General features: G+C 66.0%; 14 protein-coding genes and 1 pseudogene. 8 read left to right on the forward strand and 7 right to left on the reverse strand.

Annotation, left to right across the window (positions count from 1 at the left end):
• Positions 1-17: 17 nt before the first annotated feature.
• The 5 genes from ACM6JT_RS09570 to ACM6JT_RS09590 form a co-directional block, all read right to left on the reverse strand.
• Positions 18-317 (reverse strand): putative quinol monooxygenase, encoded by a 300-nt coding sequence (locus tag ACM6JT_RS09570; RefSeq protein ID WP_034179525.1) that lies wholly within the window; start codon positions 315-317, stop codon positions 18-20.
• 99 nt (positions 318-416) lie between these two features.
• Positions 417-1,475, reverse strand: a complete 1,059-nt coding sequence (locus tag ACM6JT_RS09575; RefSeq protein ID WP_034179526.1) for an NADP-dependent oxidoreductase — start codon at positions 1,473-1,475, stop codon at positions 417-419.
• Between the two features lie 234 nt (positions 1,476-1,709).
• Positions 1,710-2,330: a TetR/AcrR family transcriptional regulator gene (locus ACM6JT_RS09580; RefSeq protein ID WP_034179527.1), complete on the reverse strand. Its 621-nt coding sequence runs from the start codon at positions 2,328-2,330 to the stop codon at positions 1,710-1,712.
• Between the two features lie 100 nt (positions 2,331-2,430).
• Complete coding sequence (locus ACM6JT_RS09585; protein ID WP_414856357.1) at positions 2,431-3,450, reverse strand: DNA-binding protein; 1,020 nt, start codon at positions 3,448-3,450, stop codon at positions 2,431-2,433.
• 188 nt (positions 3,451-3,638) lie between these two features.
• Entirely contained in the window at positions 3,639-4,985 is a 1,347-nt protein-coding gene (locus tag ACM6JT_RS09590; protein WP_414856358.1) for a PLP-dependent aminotransferase family protein, read from the reverse strand.
• A 133-nt stretch (positions 4,986-5,118) separates the two neighbouring features.
• Here ACM6JT_RS09590 and ACM6JT_RS09595 point away from each other — a divergent pair, with 133 nt between their 5' ends.
• The 5 genes from ACM6JT_RS09595 to ACM6JT_RS09615 all read left to right on the forward strand — a co-directional run bounded on the left by ACM6JT_RS09595 (position 5,119) and on the right by ACM6JT_RS09615 (position 8,705).
• The gene (locus ACM6JT_RS09595; RefSeq protein WP_414856359.1) at positions 5,119-5,523 is read left to right on the forward strand and encodes a VOC family protein; all 405 of its coding nucleotides are present in this window, start codon (positions 5,119-5,121) and stop codon (positions 5,521-5,523) included.
• Positions 5,520-6,188, forward strand: coding sequence for a LysE family translocator (locus ACM6JT_RS09600; RefSeq protein WP_235212441.1), 669 nt, complete (start codon positions 5,520-5,522; stop codon positions 6,186-6,188). Before ACM6JT_RS09595 ends, ACM6JT_RS09600 begins: the two co-directional genes overlap by 4 nt.
• A gap of 54 nt (positions 6,189-6,242) precedes the next feature.
• On the forward strand, positions 6,243-7,088 hold the full coding sequence (locus tag ACM6JT_RS09605; RefSeq protein ID WP_414856360.1) for a PhzF family phenazine biosynthesis protein: 846 nt from the start codon (positions 6,243-6,245) through the stop codon (positions 7,086-7,088).
• A gap of 177 nt (positions 7,089-7,265) precedes the next feature.
• Positions 7,266-7,841 carry a DinB family protein gene (locus ACM6JT_RS09610; RefSeq protein ID WP_034179531.1) on the forward strand — a complete coding sequence of 192 codons (576 nt, stop codon included), beginning with the start codon at positions 7,266-7,268 and terminating at the stop codon, positions 7,839-7,841.
• 198 nt (positions 7,842-8,039) lie between these two features.
• Complete coding sequence (locus ACM6JT_RS09615; RefSeq protein ID WP_175748408.1) at positions 8,040-8,705, forward strand: cation diffusion facilitator family transporter; 666 nt, start codon at positions 8,040-8,042, stop codon at positions 8,703-8,705.
• Between the two features lie 215 nt (positions 8,706-8,920).
• On the opposite strand, the pseudogene ACM6JT_RS09620 reads toward ACM6JT_RS09615, so the two are convergent.
• Positions 8,921-9,098 (reverse strand): annotated as a pseudogene (locus ACM6JT_RS09620) (helix-turn-helix transcriptional regulator); the annotation flags it as partial.
• A 190-nt stretch (positions 9,099-9,288) separates the two neighbouring features.
• On the opposite strand from ACM6JT_RS09620, the gene ACM6JT_RS09625 reads away from it, so the two are divergent.
• Both ACM6JT_RS09625 and ACM6JT_RS09630 read left to right on the forward strand, forming a co-directional pair.
• Positions 9,289-9,711: a helix-turn-helix domain-containing protein gene (locus ACM6JT_RS09625; RefSeq protein WP_414856361.1), complete on the forward strand. Its 423-nt coding sequence runs from the start codon at positions 9,289-9,291 to the stop codon at positions 9,709-9,711.
• A gap of 2 nt (positions 9,712-9,713) precedes the next feature.
• Positions 9,714-11,054, forward strand: a complete 1,341-nt coding sequence (locus ACM6JT_RS09630; RefSeq protein ID WP_414856362.1) for a type II toxin-antitoxin system HipA family toxin — start codon at positions 9,714-9,716, stop codon at positions 11,052-11,054.
• A gap of 24 nt (positions 11,055-11,078) precedes the next feature.
• Here the strand turns inward: ACM6JT_RS09630 and ACM6JT_RS09635 are convergent, their stop codons facing one another.
• On the reverse strand, positions 11,079-12,206 hold the full coding sequence (locus tag ACM6JT_RS09635) for a 4-hydroxyphenylpyruvate dioxygenase family protein (RefSeq protein WP_217587128.1): 1,128 nt from the start codon (positions 12,204-12,206) through the stop codon (positions 11,079-11,081).
• Positions 12,207-12,563: 357 nt separating this feature from the next.
• On the opposite strand from ACM6JT_RS09635, the gene shiA reads away from it, so the two are divergent.
• Positions 12,564-13,871, forward strand: coding sequence for a shikimate transporter (gene shiA / locus ACM6JT_RS09640; RefSeq protein WP_175748412.1), 1,308 nt, complete (start codon positions 12,564-12,566; stop codon positions 13,869-13,871).
• The last annotated feature ends 19 nt before the right edge of the window (positions 13,872-13,890 follow it).

Genomic DNA, 13,890 nt, shown 5'->3' on the forward strand with positions numbered 1-13,890 from the left:
GCGGTGGTCCTGCGTCGTTACTCGGCCACGTCGATGCCCGACAGCACCTTGATCACCGGCGGTGCCGTGAACCAGTCGGCCGACTTCGTACGGAATTCGCCGAAATACGGGCTGGCGAGGTGTGCGTCGAATGCGGCCTGGTCGTCGTAGATCTCGTACAGGTGCAGGTTCGGCGAGCCGTCTTGCTCGCGGAACAGGTCGTAGCGCCGGTTGCCCGGTTCGGTACGCGTCTTGACCACCATGCTGCGCAGTTCGGCCTCGGCGGCCTGCGCGTGTTCGGGTTTCAGGAACAGCGAAGCAATCACGTGAAGCGCCATCTTGTCACTCCTTTCGAAACGGAATCGAGCATGCCACAAGCCGGCGTCGCGCGACGCCAGCGTGCAACCGTGGTGTGTTTGTGTTGCCGTGCCGCAGCATCAGGCCAGTTCGTCCGGGCCCACGCGCACGACGACCTTGCCGAAGTTCTTGCCGGCCAGCAGGCCGATCAGCGCTTCGGGTGCGTCAGCCAGGTCGGGGACCACATCTTCCCGCGTCTTCACCTTGCCCTGCGCGACCCATTCGCTCATCTCCTTCAGGAACGGCGCATAACCGGTCGCATAGTGATCGAGGATGATGAAACCCTGCACGCGGATGCGCTTGCGCAGGATCGCACCCATCAGCGCCGGCACGCGATCACGGCCGGTCGACACTGCGGTGTCGTCGTATGCCGCGTCGTTGTAATGCGCAATGATTCCGCACACGGGCACGCGCGCATGGTCGTTGAGCAGCGGCCACACCGCGTCGAACACGGCCCCGCCGACGTTCTCGAAATAGACGTCGATGCCGTTCGGACAGGCTTCCTTCAGCTTTGCGGCAAACGCCGGATCGCGGTGGTCGACGCACGCGTCGAAGCCGAGCGTGTCGGTCACGTACGCGCACTTGTCGGCGCCGCCCGCGACGCCGATCACGCGGCAGCCCTTCAGCTTCGCGATCTGCCCGACGACCGAGCCGACCGCGCCGCTGGCTGCCGCGACGACCACGGTCTCGCCGGCCTTCGGTTCGCCGATCTTCAGCAGCCCGGTGTATGCGGTGAAGCCCGGCATGCCGAGCACGCCGAGCGCGTACGACGGATGCGCGAAGTCGCGGCCGAGCGGAATCAGGTCGCGGCCGTCGGACAGCGCATAGTCCTGCCAGCCGGCGCCGGCAACGACGAGATCGCCTTCGCGGAACGCCGGCAGGTTCGACGACACGACGCGGCTGACAGTGCCGCCAACCATCACGTCGCCGAGTTCGACCGGCGCGGCATAGGACGGCGCGTCGCTCATCCGGCCGCGCATGTACGGGTCGAGCGACAACCAGACCGTGCGCAGCAGCACCTGGCCGGCGCCGGGCGTCGGCACGTCGCCGGATTCGGTGCGGAAGTTGCCCGGCGTCGGCGCGCCGACCGGGCGCGACGTCAGGATGATCTGGCGGTTTGCGGTCTTGCTTTGCGGCATGTGAGTCTCCGTCAACAGGAATAAACGTGCTTCGTGGGCACGATCGGATCAGGGATGGACCGACAGAAGGCGCGCACGCGTGGCAGCGTCGGCGGTCAGGCCGGCGTGGTTGCACGCGTGCGGTTGGAACAATCGGGACAGAGTAACGCGGAGCGAGGTATTCGTCATGCGTGGATAAGTAGACCAGTCGTCTAGAATCGGGGCAAAAACAAGGCGCGCCGATGCGCGCCCGGGTTACGACTGCGCTCCGTCATGCGCGGCCGGCGGCAGGTTCAGCATGCGCCGCGTTTCGGCCATCGCCCTTTCGAGCGGTTTGCGGTTGCGGTGAATCTTTTCCAGCAGCGTTGCGCCAAGCCACAGCTCGTAAAGGATCGCGGCCGTGTGCGGCGGATCGTCGACCGCGCTCAGCGAGCCATCGGCCAGCCCGGCCTCGATGCCGCCCGCGAGCCGTTCGATGATCTGGCTCGTGCCACGCCGCAGCACCGCGCGCATCGCTTCCGACAGGTCCGACACTTCCGCGCCGAGCTTCACCGCGAGGCACTTGCCCTCCGGATCGTCCGCGCATTGCGTGTGCAGCCAGTTGCCCCAGTACGTCATCAGGCGTTCGGCGCCCGTGCCGGCCTGATGCTTGAGCAGGTTGTCGAGATGCGCGAGATAACCTTCGAAATACGCTTCGAGCAGCGCTTCGCCGAATGCCTCTTTCGAGCCGAAGTAATGATAGAACGAGCCCTTCGGGATGCCCGCCGCGGCGAGAATCTCGTTCAGACCGACCGCCGAGAACCCCTTGTGGAGCATGATCGGCTTCGCGATGTTCAGGATGTGCTGGCGGACTTCCGCGCCTGAAGATGCATTCATGATGGCGTATGGTAGCAACGATTAGACCGGTCGTCTAGTAACGCCGGGCCGGCATGTTGAGCGGCACTTTACCCGATCGCGACCGGACAATCGATCGCCGTCAGCGCACCGCTTCGTCGGCACGTTTCCTCGTGCGCGCCCGCCGCTCGCTTCGCTGTGCGGCCGGAGCCGTTTTCGTGCCGCGCAGCGGTGCCCGCCGCGCGAGCACCGTCATCTCCCGCCTCAACGCATCGAGCTCCTTGACGCGCGCCGCATCGGTCGCCTGCGCGCCGTCGAGCTGCCCCTGAAGCACCCCGCATCGATGCAGTGCATCACCGAGTTGCGCCTGCAGCGCGGCGACATCCTTCCGCTGCTGCGCATCGCGCTGCTCGGCGCGCGATGCCGTCGCGTCGAGTTCCTTTTGCAGCCGGGCGGCGGCGAGCCGTTCGCGATCGATCTCCTGAAGCGCGCGCTTCTCCGATGCGCGCAAGCGTTCCTCGGCCCGGCCTGCGTCGTCGCGCAGCCGGTCGAGCTGGGTCGTGAAATCCGCACGCGCCTGCGCAAGTGCGCGGTCGCCTTCCGCGTTGTCGGCTTTCAGGCGCTCGATCTCCGCTTGCAGCGCGCGCCGCGATGCGTCGTCGGCCGCCCTCGCCTGCTCCAGTTCCTGAATGCGCACCTGCGCGGCCAGCAGCGCGGCCGTGCGTTGTTCGAGCGCGGTTTCGGTGCGGGCCAGCTCGGCCTGCAGCGTCGCGACTTCCGCGTTCGCCGCCGTTCGTTCGGCTTCGACTTCCGCACGCAGTGCGTCGAGCGCGGCGGCCGCGTCGGTGCTCGAACGATTCCACAATGCCGCGACCAGCTCGCCGGCTGCCGCCTGCAGATCGGTCGGCAGGTCGGGATGTTCGATCCGCACGCGACTCTTTTCCCGCAGCTCGGCCCAGAACTCGCCGAGGACAGCCGTCGGCGTGCTCATGCTGCCCTTGCGGACGAGCTGGTACAGGCGGTTCGCGGTAGGCGTGATGCCGAAGCGGAAGAACAGCAGCGCGCAGGCCTCGCGGTATAGCTCGCGGGTTTTCGGGAAGTCGGCCTTGAGGCGCTCGATTTCGGCGGTCAGGCGGGGTTCGTCGGCGGCGAGATCGGACATGGTGGGGTTTCGTCGGGAATTTCGTAAATAATATAACGTAAACCGTTAAATATCCAATTCTCGCTGCCTGATGATTTGACATTATTTCTATAATGTCGAGATAATCGAGGGGCATGGCGCGTGGAATCGAAGCAGATCGTTTGCACGGTTTTGAGCCGCCAATTACCTCCGGCGCTCGTCCGGTGGCGTCAAGCGCGCTGCTTCAGCAGCCCCGCCAGAAGCGTCAGTGCTTCTGTCAGATCTTCGAACGACGGGCCGCCGAGGCAAAGTCGAATCCCGCTCGCCCGATCTTCCGGGTTCACCATCATGGATTCCGGCGGGGTCAACTTGATGCGCATCGCTGCAGCGACGGATGCGACACGATTGGCCGTGTCACGCTCCATCGGCAGCCACGCGTTGTAGGCGCCGGGATGCGAGACCAGTTCGCTCGCGCCGAGCAGAGAGATGGCCAGATTGGATCGACGCCGCGCCTCATGGTGCAGATCCCGCTGGATCGAAGAGATGACGCCGGTGGCCAGCCATTCCTCAACCACTGCGCAAGAGAGCGGCGACGGCGCCATTGGCAGGTCCCGCAGCGCGTCTTCCGCTGCGTCGTCGAGTCCGGCCGGCAGCGCGAGCACGCCGATCTGCAAACCGGGGCCAAGCGATTTGGACAGCCCGTTCACATGAAAGGTGATCTCGGGCGCCAACGCCGCAAGCGGCGGCAAAGCCGGCTCTGCCGACGCATAGACGCCGTCCTCGATGATCCACGCGCCCGCCCGGCGGCAAATATCCACGATGACCTGCCTCCGTTCCGCGCCCATCGTTGCCGTGGTCGGGTTGTGCAGCGTCGGTGTGAGATAGACCGCCTTGCGGCCGGTCGATGCGGTGCCGTCGAGTGCGTCCGCCAGTGCCCCCGGCGCCATCCCTTGCGCGTCGGTGTCGACGCCTTGGATCCGATATCCGTTGCGCCGAGCCAGCGCGATCGCGCCAGGATAGGTGATCCGCTCGGTCAGAAGCAGCCCTTGCGAGCCGCAGGCAAGATCGAAGGCCAATGACAGCGCCTGGCGGGCGCCGCTCGTCAGCACCAGATGCGACGGTTCCACCATCAGGCCCAGCGTTTCGAGCCAGCGAGCCAGCACACGTCGGTGCTCCATATGCCCGGCGGGCGGGGCATAGAGATTGAGATGGTCCGCATCGATCTTGCGTGCGATCCCCGTCAATGTTCGCGCCAGCAAGCGAGCGTCGAGCATGGCTGGCGGCACATTGGACGAAAGGTCGATCTGGCGATCCTGATGCGCCTGGCGGATCGCCACGAAGGTTCCCCGACCCTTGATGCTGCGCGTCAGGCCTCGCCGTTCAAGCGCGGCATAGGCTTTCGTCACCGTGCCAAGGCCGATCCCCAGTTTCAACGCGAGATCGCGATGAGCGGGCAGACGGTCGCCTCCCGTCAGCCGCCCCTCGACGATGTCGTCGGCCAGCGCGAGGACCAACCGCTCGGCGGTATTCGCGTCGATGTCGGCAAGCCGTGGTGACCAGGGAGATTGCAGGAGCATGTTCGCCGCCTAGATATTAGTGTCACGTGACACTATTTATATAAATGAAAAGAGTAACATGCGCGATGTGATTGGATGAAGTCATGCATTTCTGGAGGCGCCTGATCGCCATGACGGGCGCATGGAGAGTCAAATGTTCAGCCACGTAACTGTTGGGGCGCGTGACCTTGGGCGGGCAGGCCGTTTCTATGACGCGGTGCTCGCTCCGCTCGGACTGAAGCGTCGCGTCGTCATGTCCGATGGCGGGCCTCCGGCGCTTTGCTGGGTAATCGGTCAAGCGTCGCTGCCGCGCTTCTATGTCTACATCCCTTACGACGGCGAGCCGGCGACCACCGGCAACGGCAGCATGGTCGCCTTTCTGGCCCCGTCGCAAGAAGCCGTGAACACGGCCTACGCGAATGGTCTCGAGCACGGTGGGACGGGCGACGGTGCACCCGGGTTACGCCCCCACTACGGGGACGGCTACTTCGGCGCGTATCTGCGCGACCCCGACGGGAACAAGGTTCATATCGTTCATCGCGGAGACCTCCAGCCATGACGCTGGAGACGCCCCGCATCTCTGGAGAAACTCGAATGATCGCCAGTCAGATCGCACTCGCCTACGGCACCTATCTCATCGCCACCGCCAGCCCCGGGCCGAGCAACATGGCGATCATGGGAACAGCGATGCGCGACGGCCGTCTGCCGGCCCTCGTTCTGGCTGCCGGCGTCATCACGGGCTCGCTCTTCTGGGCGATCCTGGCCGCGACCGGCGTCTCCGCCGTGCTGGCGGCCTATGCCGAGGCGCTTTTCATCATAAAGATGGTTGGGGGTGTCTATCTGCTCTACCTGGCGTTTCGCACGGGCAGGTCGGCGCTGAAACCGGGCTCCGGCTTCGCGAAGATCGAACCAGGACGCTCGACGCCTCGCTATCGGCGGCTCTATCGCCAGGGCATTCTCATGCATGTCGGAAACCCGAAGGCGGTTCTCGCCTGGATGGCAATCATGTCCCTTGGGCTTCAGGAGCACGCCCCCGGCGGCACCTTGCCGGCGATCATCGGTGGTTGCGCGTTCCTCGGCGTCATCGTGTTTGGTGGTTATGCGGTCCTCTTCTCGACCGCCCGGATGATTGCCCTGTATACCAGCCTCCGGCGCTGGATTGAAGGCACGCTATCCGCGGTGTTCGCCGTTGCGGGAGTCAATCTGCTTGCCTGGCAACGTTGATATTCCGGTTTGTCGGCGCCATCACGAACCGATCTGAATTGAAAGAGCGATGTCATGACCTTTGCGATCCATATGATCGATGTCTTCGGCGCCGGGCCGCTTTCGGGCAATCCGCTGGCGGTCGTCATCGGTGCCGATGCGCTGGCAACGGATGACATGCAGCGGCTGACGCGGTGGTTCAACCTGTCCGAGACCGCTTTTCTCTTGCCGCCCACGCATCCTGAGGCCGACTACCGGGTCAGGATCTTCACGCTGGACAGGGAGATGCCTTTTGCCGGGCACCCGACGCTCGGCAGCTGTCATGCGTGGCTCTCGACGGGGCGCGTGCCGAAGAGCGAAGCGGAAATCGTCCAGGAGTGCGGAGCCGGGCTGGTTCCGATCCGACGCAATCACGAGCGGCTTTCCTTCGCCGCCCCGCCGCTGATCCGCTCCGGCGCGCCTGCACCGGATGAACTGGACCGGGCTCGGCGACTGCTGGGGATCGAATCCGGCGATGTCCTTGATGCCGCCTGGATCGACAACGGCCCCGGATGGCTGGGCATCAGGCTGGTATCGGCGGAGATGGTGCTTGCCCTCGATCCGCTCCGCAACTGGCCCGGCCGGATCGATGTCGGCGTTATTGGCCCTCATGCAACAGGCGGCAACGCAGCCTTCGAGGTTCGCGCCTTCTTCAGCGACCATCTGGGCGCTATCGTCGAAGACCCGGTCACTGGGAGCCTCAATGCTTCAATGGCGCAGTGGCTGTTCGCGACAGGTGTGGTTGAGGACGACTATGTCGCCGCCCAGGGGACACGCGTCGGCCGCCATGGCCGCATTCATTTGACCCGCGACGAGGCTGGCCAAATCTGGGTCGGCGGCAAGACGCGCACGCATGTCGAAGGCCGGCTCCGCGGCTTTTGAAAAGGCAAACGAGAAAGCGGCAACCTGATGTTCGGGCGAGCTGGCGCACATGACGCCTGTCCGGGTCGCCCCATACGCCGAACAGCCTGCTCGCAAGACTGCTTGCCGGCGTGACGCGACAGCACCGGATCAACCTGAGCGTTGTCTGACGCTCGAAAACACGCAAGGAGTTTCAGCATGTCTGCCCCCTCGCAGAACCGGATTGCTCCATCCGTAACCACCGATCGCATCGCACTGCCCGCCTCGGCAGCAGACACCCTGAGAATGCTGGTGCGCTACAAGTCCTGGGCGAATGGACTGACGTTCAAGAGCGTGATGGACCTGCCGGCCGGCGAAGCCCTTCGGCAGAGACCGACGCGGTTCGGAAACATGGTGCATACCTTGAATCACGTCTATGTGGTCGACGACATTTTCAGACATCATCTGCAAGGAAAGAAGCACACCTATACCTCGCGCAACACCGACCATACGCCTGCAGTTTCCGATCTTTGGAAAGCGGTTCAGGAAATGGACTGCTGGTACATCGATCTTGTCGACACCTGGTCGGACGTGGATCTTGCGAAAGCCGTTCATTTCGAGTTTGTCGGTGGAGGAGAAGGCGTCATGACCCGCGAGCAAATCGTGTTGCATGTCGTCAATCACGGCACCTATCACCGCGGTTTTGTCGGCGACATGATGTATCAGGTGCCTTTCGCGCCACCGTCGAACGATCTTCCCGTATTCATCAGGGATCACTATCGCGACGATCGGTGAGCGCCTGTTCGGCCACTTGTCTCGCATCTGTGCCGGCCGCGGCCGCGCCCGGTGCGTGCGGATCGCTTCGCCGCGCTGCTGCCGTCGGCACGCAAGCATCGCCGACCGGTTGCGCCGCGGCCATCGCCTGTCATTGATCTGCCACCGTCGACCGGTAGCGTTCGGGGCTCACCCACGCTATCGACAGACGAATCCGCCATGCAGCGCACGTCGCGCGCCACGCCCCACGTTTATGCGGCCACGTCCCGCGCCCTCGCCGTCAGCCTCGCGATCAACCTGCTGCTGCTCGCCGTCGAGACGGCTGCGGCGTGGTCCGCGCATTCGTCCGGGCTGCTCGCGGACGTCGCGCACGCGGCGATCGATCTCGCGGCCGATGCCTTGATCCTCGTCGCATGCAGGCTCGACGCGCGCCTGCCGCCGGAGCGGCGCCCGACCTACGAGCCGCTCGCACTCGCGGGTCTCGGCGCATTGCTGGTCGCGACGGGCGCGCAGATGATCTGGCACGCGGTCAACCGGTTCGACACGCCGCCCGCCGTGCAGCCGGGCGCGACGACGCTCGCGCTCGTCGCCGTCACGCTCGCCGGCAAGGCCGTGCTGTCGCACTGGATGCTGCGCAAGGCGCGCGAGACGGGCTCAGCGCTGCTCGAGGCGAGCGGCTGGCATGTGCGTACCGATGCGTTGTCGGCGTTGCTGGCGGCGCTCGCGATGAGTGCGGCGCTGGTCGGCCTCGGCCGTCTCGACGACGTGGCCGCGCTCGCGATCGGCGCGCTCGTGATCCGCACGGGCGCCGGTTTCATCCGGCGCGGCGGTGCGCAATGGCCGATGTTGGCCGCGTGGGCGAATCGCTCGACGCGCGGTTCGTGAACGCGGTCGGCGTCGTCGTGCATGGCGCCGACGCGTGAAACCTCCGATACGCACTATCGGTTATCGGCTGGGCGGAATGACAAAAAGGCTCGCGTCGTACGAGCGAGCCTCTTTTGCATGATGCCGTCATCGCCGTGCGTCACGCGAGGCGTTGACCGATGACGACGTGTCGCCAGACGAATGCCGGCCGACTCCGATGGATCGGCTACCCGAGACCCGAGCGGCACCACACTCCCGAGCAGGATCCGTACGAGCGTCGCCTGGCGCGTGGCCCCCGTCTTCGAGAAGATCGCGCGCAGGTGCGTGCGCGCCGTGTTCTTGCTGATCCCCGGCTCCTCCGCCGCTTGCTCGAGCGTCAGCCCGTTGCAGCAGCGCGAGCGACGTCTCGGCGGGCGGCGCGATGCGGGGAGATGCGCGGGCGTCGTGCACGGCACCCGCCGTCACGAGGGTTGGTCGGGTTTTCGCATAACAGGTTATCGTTTGTTTTTGTGAAATACAGTCTTTGGTTTGTATTTTGACAATACATGCCATAGACTGTATTTTCCGATTACAAACGATCGCCTGTCATCCAGCGGAGCGCCCGATGGCCTTTCCTGTCCAGACCCTGACCCAGTTGCGCCCGATACTCGTCGGTTTCCGGAAATCCGCGGGGCTCACGCAGGCGCAATTGGCCGCCCGCCTGGGCGTCACGCAGCAATCCTATGCGCAGCTCGAAGCCAATCCGTCGGCGGTGAGCATCGAACGGCTTTTCAAGGTGCTGAACACGCTTGGCGTTCGTATGACGCTCGGCCTGGGCGCGCAGGATGATCCGGCGGAATCCCCTCAGTCCGATACTGATGCCGGGTCGGCGGCTCGCAAGCCGGCCGCGAAAAAGCGCATCCCGGACCCGGCGCGCGGCGCAACGGCAGCAAAAGCCCGAACCAAAGCCACGTCCGGCGCCGCGCGCAAGCGGCCGGCGACGGCAGCACCGGGCAAGCCGCGGACCTCGAAACGGGAGGACTGGTGACGATGGCGCCGCGCGCCCGCCACGACCGGCTCGACCTGTGGATGAACGGCATTCCGGTCGGCTATTGGGAAATCCGGCGCGGCGTCGAGCGCCTCGTCTACCTGCCGGGCTGGCTCGACGATCCCCAGGGGCGGCCGCTATCGCTGTCGCTGCCCTTCACGCCCGGCAACCAGCCGCACCAGGGCGCGATCGTCGCCGACTACTTCGACAACCTGCTGCCGGACAGCGAGCCGATCCGCCGCCGCATCGCGCAGCGTTACCGGCTCGGATCGACGGCGCCGTTCGAACTGCTCGCGTCGATCGGCCGCGATTGCGTCGGCGCGATCCAGATGCTGCCGCCCGACGAGATGCCCGTTGACCTCGAGACGATCGACGGCGTGACGCTCGACGACGCAGCCGTTGCCGACGTGCTGCGCCACGCGACCGCCGCGCCGCTGCCCGGCCGCGCGGAGCCGGACGGCGACCTGCGCCTGTCGATCGCCGGCGCGCAGGAAAAGACCGCCTTGCTGCGTCAGGGCAACCGCTGGTTGCGGCCGTCGGGCAGCACGCCGACGACGCACATCTTCAAGCTGCCGCTCGGGCGCGTCGGGAACATGCAGGCCGACATGCGAACGTCCGTCGAAAACGAATGGCTGTGCTCGAAGCTCGTCGCCGCATACGGCCTGCCGGTCGCGCCGTGCGAGATCGGCCGGTTCGACGACCAGAAGGCGCTGATCGTCGAGCGCTTCGACCGGCGTCCTTCGCGCGACGGCACGTGGATCCTGCGGCTGCCGCAGGAGGACATGTGCCAGGCGACCGGCACGCCTTCCGGCGCGAAATACGAATCCGACGGCGGCCCCGGCATCGAGACGATCATGGGCATCCTCGCGAATTCGACCGACGCCGCGCACGACAGGATGAATTTCTTCGTCGCACAGCTCGTGTTCTGGGTGCTGGCGGCGATCGACGGCCATGCGAAGAACTTCAGCATCGCGCACCTGCCCGGCAATACGTACCGCAGCACGCCGCTGTACGACGTGCTGTCCGCGCATCCGATCATCGGCACACGCCGCAACCAGTTGCCGCCGCGCCGCGCGCGGCTCGCGATGGCCGTGTGCGGGAAGAACCGGCACTACGTGATCGGCGAGATCCAGCCGCGTCACTGGATCGCGCAGGGGCGGCGCGTCGGCCTGACCGAAGACGACGTGCGCGCCGCGATGGCGGCCGTTGCCGCGCGCACGGAGACTGCGATTGCCGAAGTCGCCGCGCAGATCCCGGGGGATTTTCCGGCGGATGTGGCGGACGCGATCTTCGACGGCATGCGTCGCCAGAGCCGCAAGCTCGGGGCGGGAGATGCCGTGTGAGGTTTGACGAGCGCCGCGAGCCGCTCAGCCCGCGTCGCGCGCGCGGGCGAGTGCCGCGAGGTTCCCTTCCCCGAACCCGTGGTGCCCCTTGCGCTGCACGATCTCGAAGAAGATTTCGCCGGGCCGGCGCTTGACGAAGGTCTGGAAGAACAGGCGCGGCACGCCGTCGCTGCCGATCTCGCCGTCGACCAGCACCGCGCGGCGGCGCAGTGCGTCGAGATCGACGCCATGCCCGGGCAGCCGCGCATCGACGTCGTCGTAATAGCGTGCGGGCGGCTCGATGAATTCGACGCCGTTCGCGCGCAGCGCATCGACGCACGACAGGATGTCGTCAGTCGACAATGCGACGTGCTGGACGCCCTCGCCCGGATGGTCGGGCAGATACGCGTGCATCAGCTCGGTACGCCGCGTGCCTTCCTCGTAGACCGGAATCCGCACCGCGCCGCACGGCGACACCATCACGCGCGATTCTTCCGACACGTGCCAGTGCGCGTCGATTTCGTGGATCTCGCGAAAATGCAGCAGGTCGTGGTAGAAATCCAGCCACTCCCGCATGCGCCCCGCGCCGACGGTCTGCGTGAAATGGTCGACCTGCTGCAGGCCGACGCCCGCGCAATCGAGATCGGTGTGTGCGGTCGCGATGTCGATCGGGCGGAAATCGATGTCGAAGATCGAGATGTCGCCGACCCCGCCGCGCTGGCCGTCTCGCCCGCGCCAGCGATCGACGAAATACAGGTGCGAATCGCCGATGCCCTGGATCGCCGGGATCTTCAGCTCGCCGACGCCGACCCGCTCGCCCTCGAACGCCCATGCGCCGAGCTCGATCGCACGCTCGAACGCACGCCGTGCGCTGGCCACGCGCAGCCCGATCGCGCAGACGCCCATCCCGTATTCCTCCGCGTAGCGCGCGGCGAACGAATCGGGCTCGGCGTTGATCAGGAAATGCATCTGCCCTTGCCGGTACAGCGTGACGTTCTTGCTGACATGCCGCGCGATCGCCTTGAACCCGAGCTGCTCGAAGCGTTGCGCGAGCGCTTCCGGCACGGGCGCCGCGAATTCGACGAATTCGAGGCCGGCCATCCCGAGCGGATTGGCGGCCGGATCGACGACGGGCGGCGTATCGCTGGACAGGGGGTGGGAATTGCCGGGCATTCCAGTCTCCGGGGGCATGCGGTCGATGGGGGATGGCGCCCGGCGCGGGCGGCATGCGCGGCCGATGTGGCGACCGGGCATCCGCTCCGAGCGGGCGAGTTTTCATGCTGCAGATTTTAACCAGATCGTTCACGGCGGCATACCCTGGCCGAACGGGATATCGTCGCGCCGCCTAGTGCAAACCCGAAAAGCGTTCGATAATCGCACGATATTGAACGATAATCGCGCACTTTGCCCGATTGGCCAATTGCCGCCGTGCGGCGCGCACCCTATTCTCCGTTCACTCATCGACTTCAATGCAGCATCGGACGCGGCGCCGCCACGATTCCACGATGCGCCGTACCAGGAGACACCGCCATGACCCCAACCTTCGACACCCTCGACGCCGCCGCAGGCACCCGCGCGCGCAGCCAGGCGCGCAAGGCCGCGATCGGCAGCTTCGTCGGCGCCGTCGTCGACTGGTACGACTTCCTGCTGTACGGGATCGTCGCCGCGCTGGTATTCAATTCCGAGTTCTTCCCGAAAGTCAGCCCGACGATGGGCACGCTCGCGGCGTTCGCGACGTTCGGCGTCGGCTTCCTGTTCCGGCCGCTCGGCGGCGTCGTGTTCGGCCACTACGGCGACCGGCTCGGCCGCAAGCGGATGCTCGTGCTGACGGTGATGCTGATGGGGCTGTCGACGGTCGCGATCGGCCTGCTGCCGACCTTCGCAACCATCGGCTGGTGGGCGCCGGTGCTGCTGGTGCTGATGCGTGCGATCCAGGGTTTCGCGGTCGGCGGCGAATGGGGCGGCGCGGCGCTGATGGCCGTCGAGAGCGCGCCGAAGCAAAAGAAGGCGTTCTACAGCAGCGGCGTGCAGGTCGGCTACGGCGTCGGGCTCGTGCTGGCCACGGGCATCGTGTCGATCCTGAGCCACACGCTCGGCGAGGTCGCGTTCAAGTCGTGGGGCTGGCGCCTGCCGTTCGTGTTCAGCATCGTGCTCGTGCTGATCGGGCTGTGGGTGCGCAAGAACATGGACGAATCGCAGGAGTTCGTCGAGAAGGTCGAACACGGCAACCGCAAGCTGCGCCTGCCGGTGCTGGAAGCGCTGACGCGCCATCCGAAGGCGTTCCTGCTGATCATCGCGCTGCGGCTCGCCGAACTGTTCACGATGTATATCGTCACCGCGTTCGCGCTCAGCTATTCGACGACGAACCTCGGCATGTCGCGCGACCTGTTCCTGAACGTCGGCCTGCTGGTCGGCGCGGTGAGCTGCGTGACGATCCCGTGCTTCGCGTGGCTGGCCGACCGCTACGGCCTGCGCCGCATCTACCTGATCGGCGCGCTGATCGGCCTTGCATCCGCGGTGCCGTTCTTCATCGCGCTGGAGGCGCGGTCGATCGTGTGGATCGTGATCTTCTCGATCCTGCTCGCGAACGCCGCGCACGACATGGTCGTGAGCGTCCAGCAGCCGCTGTTCACCGAGCTGTTCGGCGCCGAATACCGCTACAGCGGCGCGGGTGTCGGCTACCAGTTCGCGAGCGTCGTCGGCGGCGGGTTCACGCCGTTCATCGCGGTCGGCCTGGTCACCCTGGCCGGCGGCTCGTGGCACCTCGTCGCCGGCTATCTCGCGGTGGGCTGCCTGATCTCGCTGGTGGTGGCCGCGCGGATGCGGGCAGCGCAGTGACGAAGTGAGCGCGTGGCCG

Origin of the sequence: Burkholderia sp. IT-111MI5 (assembly GCF_949752865.1) — a bacterium.
In the GTDB taxonomy this organism is placed as follows: domain Bacteria; phylum Pseudomonadota; class Gammaproteobacteria; order Burkholderiales; family Burkholderiaceae; genus Burkholderia; species Burkholderia pyrrocinia_C.

Bases quoted from the DNA above. Each gene is read 5' to 3' on its own strand.
- ACM6JT_RS09570 (WP_034179525.1), bottom strand. From the start codon at position 317: ATGGCGCTTCACGTGATTGCTTCGCTGTTCCTGAAACCCGAACACGCG.
- ACM6JT_RS09575 (WP_034179526.1), bottom strand. From the start codon at position 1,475: ATGCCGCAAAGCAAGACCGCAAACCGCCAGATCATCCTGACGTCGCGC.
- ACM6JT_RS09580 (WP_034179527.1), bottom strand. From the start codon at position 2,330: ATGAATGCATCTTCAGGCGCGGAAGTCCGCCAGCACATCCTGAACATC.
- ACM6JT_RS09585 (WP_414856357.1), bottom strand. From the start codon at position 3,450: ATGTCCGATCTCGCCGCCGACGAACCCCGCCTGACCGCCGAAATCGAG.
- ACM6JT_RS09590 (WP_414856358.1), bottom strand. From the start codon at position 4,985: ATGCTCCTGCAATCTCCCTGGTCACCACGGCTTGCCGACATCGACGCG.
- ACM6JT_RS09595 (WP_414856359.1), top strand. From the start codon at position 5,119: ATGTTCAGCCACGTAACTGTTGGGGCGCGTGACCTTGGGCGGGCAGGC.
- ACM6JT_RS09600 (WP_235212441.1), top strand. From the start codon at position 5,520: ATGACGCTGGAGACGCCCCGCATCTCTGGAGAAACTCGAATGATCGCC.
- ACM6JT_RS09605 (WP_414856360.1), top strand. From the start codon at position 6,243: ATGACCTTTGCGATCCATATGATCGATGTCTTCGGCGCCGGGCCGCTT.
- ACM6JT_RS09610 (WP_034179531.1), top strand. From the start codon at position 7,266: ATGTCTGCCCCCTCGCAGAACCGGATTGCTCCATCCGTAACCACCGAT.
- ACM6JT_RS09615 (WP_175748408.1), top strand. From the start codon at position 8,040: ATGCAGCGCACGTCGCGCGCCACGCCCCACGTTTATGCGGCCACGTCC.
- ACM6JT_RS09625 (WP_414856361.1), top strand. From the start codon at position 9,289: ATGGCCTTTCCTGTCCAGACCCTGACCCAGTTGCGCCCGATACTCGTC.
- ACM6JT_RS09630 (WP_414856362.1), top strand. From the start codon at position 9,714: ATGGCGCCGCGCGCCCGCCACGACCGGCTCGACCTGTGGATGAACGGC.
- ACM6JT_RS09635 (WP_217587128.1), bottom strand. From the start codon at position 12,206: ATGCCCGGCAATTCCCACCCCCTGTCCAGCGATACGCCGCCCGTCGTC.
- shiA (WP_175748412.1), top strand. From the start codon at position 12,564: ATGACCCCAACCTTCGACACCCTCGACGCCGCCGCAGGCACCCGCGCG.